Below are 14,560 nucleotides of genomic sequence, written 5' to 3'. Positions count from 1 at the left end.
ATGCGTTATCTCAGCACGCGCGGCGGCGCCGCGCCCGTGGGTCTTTCTGCCGCCATCGCCGCCGGACTCGCGCCCGATGGCGGCCTGTATGTGCCGGAGACCATGCCGAGGATCGGCCTGCCGCCGCTCGACGGCTACCTCGCGGGAACGGCTCAACGCATGCTGGAACCCTTCTTCGAAGGCGATCCCCTCGCCGACGAGTTGCCCGCCATCTGCGCCGAGGCCTTCGCCTTCCCCGCGCCACGCCGTGAGCTTCGCATCGAAGGCGCACACCTGCTCGAGCTGTTCCACGGCCCCACGGCCGCGTTCAAGGATTTCGGCGCGCGCTTCCTCGCCGCCTGCCTCACCCGCCTGCACCGTGACACGACGCGGCCCTTGACGATCCTCGTCGCGACGTCGGGGGATACGGGCGCCGCCGTCGGTGCCGCGTTCCACGGTTTGCCGGGCGTACACGTGGCGATCCTCTACCCGGACAACCGCGTGTCACCCCGCCAGGCGCACCAGCTCGGCAGCTTCGGCGGCAATGTGCGCGCCCTTCGCGTCGAAGGCAGCTTCGACGATTGCCAGCGGTTGGTGAAGGAAGCGCTAGGGGATGCCGCGCTGCAAGCGGACGTGCCGATGTCCTCGGCCAACAGCATCAGTCTTGGCCGCCTGCTGCCGCAGATGGCGTACTTCGGCCACGCCTCGCTGCATGCGGGGGAGCGCATGAACACCATCGTGCCCACCGGCAATCTCGGCAACGCCGTCGCCTGCCTCTGGGCACGGGAGATCGGCCTGCCGATCGGCGAGGTGAGCTTCGCCTGCAATGCCAACGAAACCCTGCCGGAATTCTTCGCCGGGCGGCCCTACCGTGCGCGCGACGCCGTTCCGACCATCGCCAATGCCATGGACGTGGGCGCACCGAGCAACTTCGAGCGGCTCCGCCACTTGTTCGGCAGCGATGCGGCGACCCGCCTCAACGGCCATGCGGAAAGCGTGGACGACGCCGGCATCCGCGACACCATCCATCGCCACGCGTCCAGCGATGGCGAAGTGTTCTGCCCGCATACCGCCACGGGCATTCGTGTGTTCGAGCGCAAGCGCCTTGCGGGCGACCGCCGTGGCTGGACCATCGCCGCCACGGCACATCCCGCTAAGTTCGACACGATTGTCGAGCCGTTGATCGGTCGGCGGGTGGAGGTGCCCGCGGCATTGGCGGCGATGCTCGCAAGGGATGCGTCGGCTGAACCGATGGCGGTGGATGGGCGGGCTTTTGCGGATTGGTTGCGAGGTTGGTAATTGGACTTCCGTGGAAACTACATTACCTGTGCCACGATTGCTTTGCCTCCTGGCTAGCTATCACGGCTACCTGACTCATCGCGATATCCGCCTCTTCGCGATCTGAGTGATAGGAAGAACGGCGTCCGGGAAAATCCTTGCCGCTTCCGACAACACGAGTTAGCAGCGTGTCCCTCGATACAGAATCGCTTCACCATGGCCACGCACGAGAACTTTCGAGATACTAGCTGATGCTGCTTCGTCGACGAGCAGCGTCACTTTGTAAGCTCCGTCGTAATTCGACCGGCCAAGCACGACTCCGCTGGACTCAATTTGTCTTACCGATCCTTCTCGATCGATGCAGACGGGATATGTTCCCAACCTGCGCCTGTCATAAATTACGCGCTTCTCAACTGAGTACTCATCGAGAGCACATTCGTTCGCAAACGATACCTTTTGCGAATCGTATTTCCTTCCCACCTGATATCTTCCCATCACTGTATGTCCAACAAATAGCAGCAGGGGGAGCAGCGCAGAAAACAGAGTCGCTATCCATAGAAGAACGTTCCTTAACTTCATGTACAACGCCCTATTGGCGAGAACAAGACCAATCTCAAAAACTGGACGCGATGATCTCTGTCGACATAACGACATCCTTCTCCGCATTGGAGCCAACCATCCCTGCGAAGTATTCGACACTCCCTCTATACTCGATGGAAAATAGCTTGCCTGACGCACACCAGACGTACGCATTTAATGATAATTCGACTGCCGGAACCGACATAGTTACCACTGCGACGGAGAACTTATTTTCGTTACTGAATCGAGGAAGAGGGAAATAGGGATTCCTTCCAACGGCACGCATATCAAAGTTAACTTCAAGGCCGCCCAGAATCCGTCGAACGTTACTGATGGCATCTATCTGTTTCCCCCACACTTCTCGTTCGGACGGCGGCAGACAAAGGGCTACGCAATCCAGGATTCGTCGTTCCATGCAGGTGAGATGACCGCGGGCTCGCGCACGTTTCGACCAACTCGCACATATCGGAAGAATGGCCAGAAATAGCGCCAAACTTATATTGATCTTGAATGCCAAATAGTCCGTGATCCACGGGCCGCCGATGTATGTCGCCATAAAGTAAGCAGCTAGGGTAACTGCGGCAGATATCGCACTGGCAGCAACCATCACCTTGAAGACAAGAACCTCGCCCTTCATTGCCTTGCACAACTGCAAGACGTCCAGTTCGTCTCGACAACATTGCTTCGTCCGGCGGTTCCTCCCGCACCGAGCTCAAGCCCGTTCTGCGAGCCAAACGACGGATGAGACCATGCCCCCGAATCCTTGGGGCGCGCAAGAATTCTTCCGTTCCCACCAAGCTGAATGCTAGACGCACCATAACCCGGGCCAAATGAAGCTCCAGCGCCCCAGACAGAAAACCAACCGTTCAACACGTTGGGGTCAACGTGATCGAGTCGATCTTCCAGAGTTACCGAAGATGACGTGGCGGAAATTGGTGGAGCGAACTTTATATTGAGACCTATGGACGCGCCTCCTGCATGTACGGTGACCTGAGCTTTCTGGCCGTTAATGCAATCCGATTCGAGAAGGAACTTGTAGAGCGCAACGCCAATACCGGCCGCAATCCCCCTTGCCTGAACTTTGCCCTCCCATTTAGTCAAACCAAGTGGATCGATATGTCGCATAGGCGATGCATCCGCGTACAGGTATGGATTGACCCCATCCATCAACCCAATCGGATCGACCTGGATATACCGCCCCGCATCGGGATCATAGTCCCGGAAGTAGTTGTAATGCAGTCCCGTAGCCGCGTCGTAACGCTGCCCTGGAAAGCGGAGGTCGAAGACAAAGCGCGTGCCATCGGCATCCGGGTCCTCATCAGGCAGGGTCGTCCCAAACGGATCGTCGCTCGGACGCCAGCGCCAGAGCGCGACTTTGCGCTCCGGGTCTATCACGGCGCGCGGCGAGCCCAAATGATCCGGTTCGACGTATAGCAGTTTGCCGCCGTCGACGAGACCGGCAAGGTAATCGCCCATCCAGACAGCCTGCCGGATGATCTTGCCGGCGCTATCGTAGTCGGCCAGCCAATGCCCAGCTTCGTCATACAGAATCAACCCGGTCGCGCTGCCCGCCTCGGTCCGCGCGATACGCTCATCCGCTGCGTTGTAGCCGTAGCTGACAAGCAATCGTCCCTGCTCGCTTGCCGATGCTAGACGGCCCACGGCGTCGTACGCCAGCGTCGCGTCGCCGATGGCGATGGTGTTGCCTGCCGCGTCATACCGACGGAGCTTCCCGTCCGTGCTGGAAAGGTGGTGACTGGACGGATCGTAGAGATAGCTCTGCTTGATGCCGCCGACGGTCATCGATGCGCGGTCGCCCGTGCTGTTGTACTCAAAGCTACGCAGCGCGTCCCCGTTCGAGTTCTCGACGGCACTCAGGTGCCCGAGACCATCATGGTCAAAGCGGAAGGCATAAGCCCGCGCAGTCTGCGATTCGATCTGGCCGGCGGGCGTACGACCTAACCAATAGTAGGAGTTGCCTGGATCGATACCGCTCCAGGCGGTTACACGGCCGCTATCGTCTCGTGTTGCGTTCAGTTGCCATCCGTTGCCGTACCGCCAGCTTTCGATGAGATCGAACGGTCGATAGGCGACGGCCGTAATGAGATCGATCTTGGCGCCATTGTCCGGCGCGACGGCGACACCGTATAGGGAACCGTTCTTGTCGTACTGGTACGTGGTACGCGAGCCGCCCTCGATGGCGACTTCCTCCAGACGACCGGCTCGCGAATAGCGGTAGGACACTGCCTTGACGGTAGTACCCCAGGATTGGATCTTCCGCATGACGTTTCCGGGGGCGTCGTAGCAATACACCGTTCGACTGCTTGCCTGTGCCATGGAAGATAGGCGCCCCGTGGCATGACGTTCGCCTGCCGGGCACGCGCTATCTGCTGTGTCGTAGATGTAACGCGTGTCGAGCGCGGCGTCACCATAGCGGACGAGCGTGGGCCGACCTAACGCATCGCGTGTTACGTCGAAACTTCCAATGCCACCCGCACCTTCATGACGTACGAGCAGTCCGGCGACATCGTGCTCGTCGGTGGACTCGCCGCTGTCCGGGCTATCGGTGCTGCCGATATCGCCCAGACCAGTGGCTAGATAGTGCGTCTTCAGGCCCTTCGCGTCCTCGATCGACGTCAGCTGATCGAGCGGGTCATAAGAAGCCTTGCTGCTCGCACCCACGCCTCCGATATCCTGGATGGATTCGCGCAGGCGTCCGAGGGCGTCATAACTGCCCGTATCGTGGCGTCCATCGGCATCCGTGACGCCAGTGGGCCGACCACGCTCGTCGTAGGTGTATTGAGTAACCGCATTGTTGGCGTGTGTTTCCGTTTCAACACGACCTAGCGCATCAAACGTGCGCTTGATCTGTGTCTTGAGGAACAAGGTGTCATACCCCTCGTCCGCAATACGGTTTCCAGCGGCATCGAGGGTGAAGCGCAAGCGATGATTGGAGGGATTTGCGACCTGGATCAATCGGCCGGCAGCGTCGTATTCGAAGCGAAGGGTGATGCCATCGGCATCCGTCACCGAGGCGACATCGCCGCGCGGCGTATAGGTCAACGTAGTGCTGGCGATGACACCATCGGAGCGCGCTTCCTTCGCCTCCGTCATCCAACCTCGCGGCGAGTACGTATAGGTAAATACGGTGCCTTGCACATCCCGCCGGGAGCGCACGCGACCGCCTGGGTCATAGGCCAGGATTTCCTCGACATGGCCCAGAGCATCCTCACTCTTCCAGAGATCGCCCTTGCGATAGTCGCAGGCGCCTTGCGCACAGTTCGGGGCATCTGCCCCGCGATAGGAATGTCGCGCCAGCGTTCCTAACTTGCCGGTGTCGCTGCGCGGGCCTTCCTCGTGGATCAGGCGGCCGTCGATGTCATGGGTCATGCGCCAAGCCCGAGACAATGTGAGCGGTGCATCCGGCTGGTTCGGATCGATGGCACCCCAGGTTTCGCGGGTGCTGAGATTGCCCGCAGCATCGTAAGTGAAGCGTTCTTCGCGTCCGGGCGAGGTAATGCGTGTTGGCCTTCGAAGTACTGCGTCCCATGCGATGGTCGTCTGACGGGCAGTTGGCGTAGCCGCCGCCTCCGTGCGCTCGATCTCGTTACCCTCCGCGTCGTAGCGGTAGGTCATCACTCGACCGTCAAAATCGACGCGGCCCGATACCAGGCCGTTGTCGTCGTACTCGATCTTCGAGTTGGCGGCACCGCAGCCTGCGCCGCCCGGCTGGTCGACACCGACGAGCCTCCGAACACCACGCACCTCGGCGAAACGATAACGGTGGACCGCCTTCATCGGGCCGGTCACGGCCACGCTGCCACCGGCTTCGCGGACCAGTTGCACGCCATCGATGCCGTTCGCGTGCTCGCTGCGGATGGCACGGCCGTCGCGGTCGTACCAGAAGGTGGCGAAGCGCTGCTTGGTTTCGTCGTAGATGCCCGTAAGGCTATGGGGCAGGCTGGCGCCATCCTGGAAGATGGATTCGTTGTAGTAGTACTCGTGCAACGAAGCATCGGCGTAGGTTGCCGCCACGAGATCGGCCTCCGGACCTGCCCCATCGACTTCGGCATATTTATAGGTGACAGCCACACCGGAGCCATCGCTGACGGTGGCGATGCGGCCGGCACCATCGTAGGCGAACGTGAGCTTACGTCCTTGCAGGTCGCTTACTTCGAGCAGGAAGGGGCCGTAACCCAGGCGGACATGGCGGTCGGTGCCGGCATCGAGCGCCACGAGACGGCCATCGGCGTCGTAGCTTTCGGTCTCACCACTGGCGGTGCGATAGGTCCAACCCGTGCTTTCGCGAAGCAGCTGACCGCGCGGATCGGCGACGCTCTGGAAACGACCGTCCGTCTCGGAGAAGTCGAGACGTTCACCGGTTTGCCGTTGCAGCCGGACCAAGATGCCGGACTTGCCTGTAATGACGGCCAGGGAGCGGTCGTACGTGCCGCGCCAGCGGCTACCCAAGTGGGCGGCGGAGGGAACGGTCGGTTTACCCTCCCCGGCGCCTTCACCGACGATGCCGCTGTTGTAGTAGCGCGACCACCTCAGCGGCGAGCCGCCGGTCGCGGCGATGTCGACGACTTCCTGATACTTATTGTTGAGGCCGACATTGATGGGGTTGCCGACGTTGGGGCGGGTTTCGCAGTCGCCGGGGCCGAGGTCGGATTGGTGACTGGTTTCCGGATCGGGAGTAGAGGTCGAGCGGCAAACGACATCACCCCAGTATTCACCTACGGCAAGATGCCGGTTTGGATATGGTCCCCAGATGGTGTCGCCACTGACGATATAGAGTGAATCTGCATCTTCACACGCGTAGTAACGGTAATTCCAGACGCTAGTCGAGCCGAACCCGGTCGACGTCTTATACCGAATGTCTACGATGTATATCGTGTTGAATGGCCAGACCTTCTCCAGCTCGCACCCCGAGAACGAATGCGCCTCGCAGTGGGTCGTCATCGTCAATGCGGCGGCTTCATTGATGTCGGTAAAATACTGCGCCGGAAAACCTTCCTTCTTGACCTCGTACTCCACGTACGGATCAAGGTCCGCCGCCATTGATTTAGAAGCCGCCATAAACAACAGAAACGCGCACGGCACGCCGGTCACAATCCTTCGCATGCACCCATCCAAGCTGTACTTCGGGAGCGCGAGTCTAGGTAGGGGATGGCCCCACGTCTGTCATCCAAGCGCAATCGGACGGATTTTTCAGAAAAGTTCTATTCGCACGTTCGGGAAAGGGCTTGGCAAGCCCATCGCCGAGAGGGTCGACCCCACGTCCGCAGGGACCATACCAGTTGATCAAACCCCAATTCCAAGGCGACGCGAGCGGCAAAACCACCGCCTCGGGCGTCTAGCCGTCCAAATGTCCTAGGAATAAAGTTTCTTCGGAAAGTGTTGACACGTGCCAACGACCTGACATACGGTCGACTACATGACGCAGCGCAACACCCATGGCCGCTTTGCCCTGAACCGACTTACGTCGGTCGGCGGCAAGCTGCGTCCCGGCAGCGGCCTCCTTCTTCTTAGCCTTGTACTTATTACCTGCGGAGGTGCGGGCTGAGGGCAAGTGTCCAGGTGAAACAAGAAAGAACCTGAAGACTCCCAAAGAACCCCGCACCCGGTAACGGATGCGGGGTTTTTTATTGCCCGGCCCGCCTCATTCACGAGCGGAGCCAGACATGAATCCAGCAAACCAGGGCAGCACCGACACCGTCGAAAGCGACGTAGGCGGGCGCGTGCGCATCTTCGACACCACCTTGCGCGACGGCGAGCAGGCCCCCGGCTTCTCGATGGACCGTCGCGCCAAGATGCGCATGGCGCATGCCCTGGAGGAATTGGGCGTCGACATCATCGAGGCCGGCTTTCCGCAGGCCTCACCCGACGATTTCGCCGCGGTGGCGGAGATCGCGAGGACGTTGAAGACGCCCACGATCGCCGCGCTGGCCCGATGTCAGAACACCGACATAGATAGCGCGGGCAAGGCCTTGCAAGGCGCCAGGCACTCACGGATCCACCTGTTCCTCTCGACCTCTCCCCTGCATCGCGAACACAAGCTGGGCAAGAGCAAGCAAGAAGTCATCGATATCGCCGCCGCCGCGATATACAGGGCCAAGGCCCTCGCCCACGAAGTCGAATTCTCCGCCGAAGACGCCCTGCGCACCGAGCCGGAATACCTCGCCGAGATCTTCTCGGTCGCCGTCGAAGCCGGCGCCAGCGTACTCAACGCGCCCGACACCGTCGGTTATGTCACCCCCTCCGAAATCACCGAGATGTTCCAGTACCTGCGCAAGCACGTGCGCGGGGCGGACAAGGTCGTGTTCTCGGCGCATTGCCACGACGACCTCGGCATGGCCGTGGCGAACAGCCTGGCCGCCGTCGGCGCCGGCGCGCGCCAGGTGGAGTGCACGATCAACGGCATCGGCGAGCGCGCGGGCAACGCCGCGCTCGAAGAAGTGGTGATGGCACTGCATACCCGCCGGCCGCTGTTTCGCGTGGATACCGGCATCGTCACCAAGCACCTGTATCCCACCTCGCGCCTGCTCGCCGAGGTCACGGGCCAGCCGGTGCCGCGCAACAAGGCCATCGTGGGTGACAACGCGTTCGCGCACGAGTCGGGCATCCACCAGCACGGCATGCTCAAGCATCGCGGCACCTACGAAATCATGCGGCCCCAGGACGTCGGCGCCAAGACCTCCCTGGTATTGGGCAAGCACTCCGGGCGCCACGCGCTGCGCCAGCGCCTGATCGAACTCGGCCACGAGATCGACGAGCCGACGCTCGACGCCGTCTTCGAAAGTTTTAAAACCCTGACAGACAAACAGCGCTCGATCACCAACGATGACATCACGACGCTGATGGACACGCATCGAAACATCACCCGGACCGCGGCCGTCGCGGTCGAGTCCTGAAGGAGAAACCATGGAAGCCCCGACCCATCTCTGGCACAACGGTCGCATCAAGACCTGGGCCGACGCCACCGTCCACGTCGGCGCGCATGCGCTGCACTATGGTTCCTCCGTGTTCGAGGGCGTGCGGGTATACGCCACGCCCGACGGCCCGCGTTACTTCCGCCTGGAAGAGCACACCGAGCGCCTCTTCCATTCCGCGCGCGTGTACGACCTGGTGATGCCGTACGACGCCGCCACGATCAATCGCGCCTGCCGCGAAGTCATCGTCGCCAACGGGCTCACCTCCGCCTACGTGCGCCCGATCGTCTTTCGCAGCGGCTTCACCTTCAGCCTGGCGCCTTCGCTGGACACGGCGGTGGATGTGGCCGTCATCGCCCTGCCCTGGGGCGCCTACCACGGTGCCGAAGCGATCGAGAAGGGTGTCGACGTGTGCGTGTCCTCGTGGAACCGCGCCGCGCCGAACACCTACCCGAGCGGCGCGAAGGCCGGCGGTAATTATCTCAATAGCCAGCTGATCGCTCGTGAAGCGACCAACGGCGGCTTCGCGGAAGGTATCGCGCTGGGCACCGACGGCCTGCTGAGCGAAGGCGCGGGCGAGAACCTGTTCATCGTTCGCAAGGGCGTCATCTACACCCCGCCGGCCGCCTCGTCGATCCTGTGCGGGATCACCCGTGACTCCGTGCTGACGCTGGCCCGCGAACGCGGTTACGACGTGGTGGAACAGTCGCTGCCGCGCGAGATGCTGTATTTCGCCGACGAGGTCTTCATGACCGGTACCGCCGCGGAAGTGACCGCGGTGCGCTCGGTCGACCGCAAGCCCGTGGGCAGCGGCCGCCCTGGTCCGGTCACGCGGCAGTTGCAGGAGGATTTCTTCGGCCTGTTCGATGGCCGCACGGAGGACCGTTGGGGCTGGCTCACGCCGGTCGAAGACGCCGTCGCCGGGAGGGTCGCGGCATGAGCGCACGCACCCTGTTCGACAAGCTGTGGGACACGCACCAGGTACGCGCGGAAACCGGCACCACGCCCGGCGTGCTGTACATCGACCTGCACATGGTCCATGAGGTCACATCGCCGCAAGCCTTCGACGAACTGCGCGGCCGCGGCTTGAAGGTGCGCCGCCCCGACCGCACGCTGGCCACGCTGGACCACTCGACGCCCACCCTGCCGCCGGACGCGCAAGGCACGCGTCCGTACTACACGAAGGAAGCCGAGGCACAAGTCGCCAAGCTCGAAGCGAACGTGCGCGAGTTCGGCATCGACCTGATGGGCTGGGATAGCCCGCAACGCGGCATCGTGCACGTGGCGGGCCCCGAGGTCGGCGCGACCCAGCCCGGCATGACCATCGTCTGCGGTGACAGCCACACGGCCACGCATGGCGCGTTCGGCGCGCTGGCCTTCGGCATCGGCACTACCGAAGTGGGCCACGTGCTGGCGACGCAGTGCCTGCTCCAGCGCAAGCCGAAATCCTTCGCCATCCATGTCGACGGAAGGTTGCAGGCCGGCGTCACGGCGAAGGACCTGATCCTGCACATCATCGGGAAGATCGGCATCGGCGGCGGCACGGGCCACGTGCTCGAGTACACCGGCGAGGCGATCCGCGCGCTGTCGATGGAAGAGCGCATGACGGTGTGCAACATGTCGATCGAAGCAGGCGCACGCGCTGGCTTGATCGCGCCGGACGAGACCACCTTCGCGTGGCTGGAAGGACGCGACCGCGTGCCCAAGGGCGAGGCGTGGGACCGCGCGGTCGCCTACTGGCGCACGCTGCCCACCGACGAAGGCGCCACCTACGATCGCGAAGTCCGCATCGACGCGTCGGCGATCCAGCCGTCGGTGACCTACGGCACGCACCCCGGCATGGTCGTGGGCATCCATGCCCCCGTCCCCGCCGCGGCGGATGCGGTGGAACAGCGCGCGCTCGACTACATGCAGGTCACGGCCGGCAAGCCGATGGCGGGCGAAAGCGTCGACGTCGTCTTCATCGGCAGCTGCACCAATGGACGCCTGTCCGACCTGCGCGCGGCGGCGGGCATCATGCGTGGCCGCCGCGTGGCCGCCGGCGTCCGCATGCTGGTGGTGCCCGGTTCCGAGCAGGTGCGCCGCGATGCGGAAAGCGAAGGACTGCACGAGGTCTTCCGCGCCGCCGGCGCCGAGTGGCGCCAGTCGGGCTGCTCGATGTGCATCGCCATGAACGGCGACCTCGCCCAACCGGGCCAGCTCGTCGTCGCCACCAGCAACCGCAACTTCGAGGGTCGCCAGGGCAAGGGCGCACGCACCGTGCTGGCCAGCCCCCTGGTCGCCGCCGCCTCGGCCATCGCCGGGCGCGTCGCCGATCCTCGCGAATACATGAACCAGGAAGTCGCCGCATGAGCCAGACCAGCCGCCCGCTCGCCTATGTGCATTCACGCACCGCGGTGTTGCGAAACGAAAACATCGACACCGACCGGATCATTCCGGCGCGTTTCCTCACCACCACCGAACGCACCGGCCTGGGCAAGCACTGCTTCGAGGACTGGCGCTACGCCGCCGACGGCAGCGACGATCCCGCCTTCCCGCTGAACCAGCCACAGGCACACGGATGCGCGATCCTCGTCGCCGGCCATAACTTCGGCTGCGGGTCCTCGCGCGAGCACGCGCCCTGGGCGCTGCTGGACTACGGCATCCAGGCGGTGATCTCCAGCGAGATCGCGGACATCTTCCGTGGCAATTCGCTCAAGAACGGCCTGCTCGCCATCGTCGTGAGCGAGGCGGAGCACCGCTGGCTGCTCGACAACCCCGGCGTCGAACTGCGCATCGACATCGCCGAGGGCACGATCCGCCTGCCCGACGGTGGCAGCATCCGTTTCGATCTCGATGCCTTCTCGCGCCATTGCCTGTTGAACGGCGTGGACCAGCTCGGCTTCCTGCTCCAGCAGGAAGCCGATATCGCGGCATTCGAATCCCGCATGGAGGAAGCCGCATGAAGGCCTCGATCGTCGTATTGCCCGGTGACGGCATCGGCCCGGAAGTCGCATCGGCGGGCGTCGCCGTGTTGCGCCAGGTGGCCGAACGCTTCGGCCATGAGTTCACGTTCACTGAGCATGCGATCGGTGGCGACGCCATCGACCGCTTCGGCGACCCGCTGCCGGCACGGACGCGCGAGGCGTTGCTCGCCGCCGATGCCATCCTGCTCGGCGCGGTCGGCGGGCCGAAGTGGTCGGACCCGAACGCCAACGTGCGTCCCGAACAAGGCCTGCTGGCGATGCGCAAGCTGCTGGGCGTGTTCGCCAACGTGCGCCCGCTGAAACTGCACCCGCGCACCGCCGCCTTGTCACCGCTGAAGCCGGAGCGCACGAAGGGCGTCGACCTGGTCTTCATCCGTGAACTCACCGGCGGCATCTACTTCGGCGCCAAGACGCGTAGCGAGACCGATGCCACCGACGAATGCCGCTACACCGTCGAGGAGATCGAACGCGTCGTGCGTCATGCCTTCGAACTGGCACGCACGCGCAAGAAGAAGGTCACCTCCGTCGACAAGGCGAACGTGCTGGAAACCTCGCGCCTGTGGCGCTCGGTGGCCACGCGCGTCGCCGCGGACTATCCGGATGTGGAACTGGAACACCAGCTGGTGGATTCCATGGCGATGCACCTGCTGACCCGCCCCGCCGACTACGACGTGATCGTCACCGAGAACATGTTCGGTGACATCCTCACCGACGAGGCGTCGGTGCTGGCGGGATCGCTGGGCCTGTCGCCTTCCGCGTCGATCGGCGGACCGGGCGCCGGCGTGTACGAACCGATCCATGGTTCGGCACCGGACATCGCCGGCCAGTCGTTGGCCAATCCACTCGGCACGATCCTCTCCGCCGCCATGCTGCTGCGCCATTCACTCGGTTTGCCCGATGAAGCCGCCGTGGTCGAGGCCGCCGTCGACCACGTGCTGGAGCACGGCAACCTCACCCGCGATCTCGGCGGAAATGCCACCACGCATGCCGTGACCCGCGCCGTCCTCGACGCCTGCAACGCGAAAGCGGAGGCCGCATGAACACGAAGAAGATCCCCATCCGCACGCTGCGCAGCGATGCGATCAAGACCGGCCCGGACCGCGCGCCCGCACGCGCCATGCTGCGTGCCACTGGCCTGGACGACGAAGCGATCGCGCGGCCGATGGTCGCCATCGTGCACAGCTGGTCCAATGTATCGCCGTGCAACCTCAACCTTCGCGATCTCGCCGAAGCCGCCGCTGAAGGCGTGCGCGCCGCCGGGGGTACGCCCGTCGAGTTCAACACCATCGCCGTCACCGACGGCATCGCCATGGGCACGTCGGGCATGCGGTCGTCGCTGGTCAGCCGCGAACTGATCGCCGATTCGATCGAGCTGGCCGTCGACGGGCATTGCCTGGATGCGATGGTCGTGCTGTGCGGCTGCGACAAGACCATTCCCGCCGCCGCGATGGCCCTGGCCCGGCTCAACATTCCTGGCGTCGCCCTGTATGGCGGCAGCATCGCGCACGGCAGCCGTAACGGTTGCCCGATCACCGTGCAGGAGGTGTTCGAGGCGGTCGGTGCCCATGGCGCGGGCAAGATCGACGATGCCGAACTGGACGATGTCGAGCGTCATGCCTGCCCCGGCGCCGGTGCCTGCGGTGGCCAGTTCACCGCCAACACGATGGCCATGGTGTTGACGACCCTGGGCCTCTCGCCCATGGGCCTCAACGACGTGCCGGCCACGGACCCCGCCAAGCGCGATGCCGCGTTCCGCTGCGGCGAACTGGCCATGGCATGCCTGGAGGCGAACCTGCGCCCACGCGACGTGATGAACCGTGCCGCCTTCGACAACGCCGCACGCATGGTCGCCGCCACCGCCGGCTCGACCAACGCCGTGCTGCACCTGCTGGCTATCGCCAACGAGGCACGCGTGCCGCTGTCGATCGAGGACTTCGAGCCCGCTTCCGCGCATACGCCGGTGATCGCCGACCTGAAGCCGGGCGGCCGTTACAGCGCGGTGGAACTCACCGCCGCCGGCGGAACGGCGATCGTCGCCCGCGAATTGCGCAAGGCGGCCCTGATCATCGATACGCCGACCATCACCGGCCGCACGCTGTTCGAGGAACTGGACGCGGCACCGGCGGCCACCGATGGCCAGCAGGTCGTGCGCCCGGTCGACAACGCGTTCAAGCCGCGCGGCGGCTACAGCATCCTCTACGGCAATCTCTCCCCGGAAGGCTGCATCCTCAAGCTCGCCGGCCACGGGCGCACCAGCCACGCCGGTCCCGCACGCGTCTTCGAAAGCGAAGAAGACGCCTTCGCCGCCGTGCAAGCCGGACGCATCCGCGCCGGCGACGTGATGGTGATCCGCAACGAAGGTCCCGCCGGCGGTCCGGGCATGCGCGAGATGCTGGCGGTGACGGCGGCGCTCGTCGGCCGGGGTCTCGGCAACGACGTGGCCCTGATCACCGATGGCCGCTTCAGCGGAGCGACACACGGCTTCATGGTCGGGCACGTCGCACCGGAAGCCGCACGCGGCGGGCCGATCGGGTTGTTGCGCGAAGGTGACGCTATCTTCATCGATGCCGCCACACGCGAACTGCGCACCGACGCCGACCTGGCCTCGCGGCGCACGGCATGGCGTCCCGCCACCCCGAAGGTGACCCGCGGCGTGCTCGCCAAGTACGCGCGCCTGGTCGGTTCGGCGGCGGAGGGCGCCGTGACCCAGGCCTTCGACGACACGCCCGCTACGGCCGGCCGTGTCCGCCGCGAAATCGAAGACGAAGACATGACCCAGGAACTGATCGGCAACTGACCATCACAGCGACACCTCTTATTCCCAAG

General features: G+C 64.0%; 8 protein-coding genes and 1 pseudogene. 7 read left to right on the top strand and 2 right to left on the bottom strand.

All coding sequences use genetic code 11. The features are described 5' to 3' along the window. Positions 1-1,278: a threonine synthase gene (thrC, locus tag AB6730_RS03690; RefSeq protein ID WP_371022315.1), complete on the top strand. Its 1,278-nt coding sequence runs from the start codon at positions 1-3 to the stop codon at positions 1,276-1,278. A gap of 592 nt (positions 1,279-1,870) precedes the next feature. Here the strand turns inward: thrC and AB6730_RS03685 are convergent. Both AB6730_RS03685 and AB6730_RS03680 read right to left on the bottom strand, forming a co-directional pair. After that, on the bottom strand, positions 1,871-2,473 hold the full coding sequence (locus AB6730_RS03685) for a hypothetical protein (protein ID WP_371022314.1): 603 nt from the start codon (positions 2,471-2,473) through the stop codon (positions 1,871-1,873). Continuing rightward, complete coding sequence (locus AB6730_RS03680; RefSeq protein ID WP_371022313.1) at positions 2,470-6,960, bottom strand: RHS repeat-associated core domain-containing protein; 4,491 nt, start codon at positions 6,958-6,960, stop codon at positions 2,470-2,472. Before AB6730_RS03680 ends, AB6730_RS03685 begins: the two co-directional genes overlap by 4 nt. 560 nt (positions 6,961-7,520) lie before the next feature. Here AB6730_RS03680 and AB6730_RS03675 point away from each other — a divergent pair. The 6 genes and pseudogenes from AB6730_RS03675 to ilvD all read left to right on the top strand — a co-directional run. Continuing rightward, a pseudogene (locus tag AB6730_RS03675) lies at positions 7,521-8,708 on the top strand (2-isopropylmalate synthase); the annotation flags it as partial. 52 nt (positions 8,709-8,760) lie between these two features. Then, on the top strand, positions 8,761-9,708 hold the full coding sequence (locus AB6730_RS03670; RefSeq protein WP_371022312.1) for a branched-chain amino acid transaminase: 948 nt from the start codon (positions 8,761-8,763) through the stop codon (positions 9,706-9,708). Beyond that, the gene (gene leuC / locus AB6730_RS03665; protein ID WP_371022311.1) at positions 9,705-11,120 is read left to right on the top strand and encodes a 3-isopropylmalate dehydratase large subunit; all 1,416 of its coding nucleotides are present in this window, start codon (positions 9,705-9,707) and stop codon (positions 11,118-11,120) included. Before AB6730_RS03670 ends, leuC begins: the two co-directional genes overlap by 4 nt. Next, a complete protein-coding gene (gene leuD, locus AB6730_RS03660; protein WP_371022310.1) occupies positions 11,117-11,713 on the top strand; it encodes a 3-isopropylmalate dehydratase small subunit in 597 nt (198 codons plus the stop codon). Before leuC ends, leuD begins: the two co-directional genes overlap by 4 nt. Then, positions 11,710-12,774 carry a 3-isopropylmalate dehydrogenase gene (gene leuB, locus AB6730_RS03655; RefSeq protein WP_371022309.1) on the top strand — a complete coding sequence of 355 codons (1,065 nt, stop codon included), beginning with the start codon at positions 11,710-11,712 and terminating at the stop codon, positions 12,772-12,774. The genes leuD and leuB overlap by 4 nt, the downstream gene beginning before the upstream one ends. Then, positions 12,771-14,531 (top strand): dihydroxy-acid dehydratase, encoded by a 1,761-nt coding sequence (gene ilvD, locus AB6730_RS03650; RefSeq protein ID WP_371022308.1) that lies wholly within the window; start codon positions 12,771-12,773, stop codon positions 14,529-14,531. Before leuB ends, ilvD begins: the two co-directional genes overlap by 4 nt. The last annotated feature ends 29 nt before the right edge of the window (positions 14,532-14,560 follow it).

It is taken from the genome of Luteibacter sp. RCC_6_2 (genome assembly GCF_041360655.1).
Taxonomy (GTDB): Bacteria; Pseudomonadota; Gammaproteobacteria; order Xanthomonadales; family Rhodanobacteraceae; genus Luteibacter.
The sequence above is the reverse complement of the archived record's forward strand: the minus strand, read 5'-3'. Positions and strand labels throughout refer to the sequence as shown.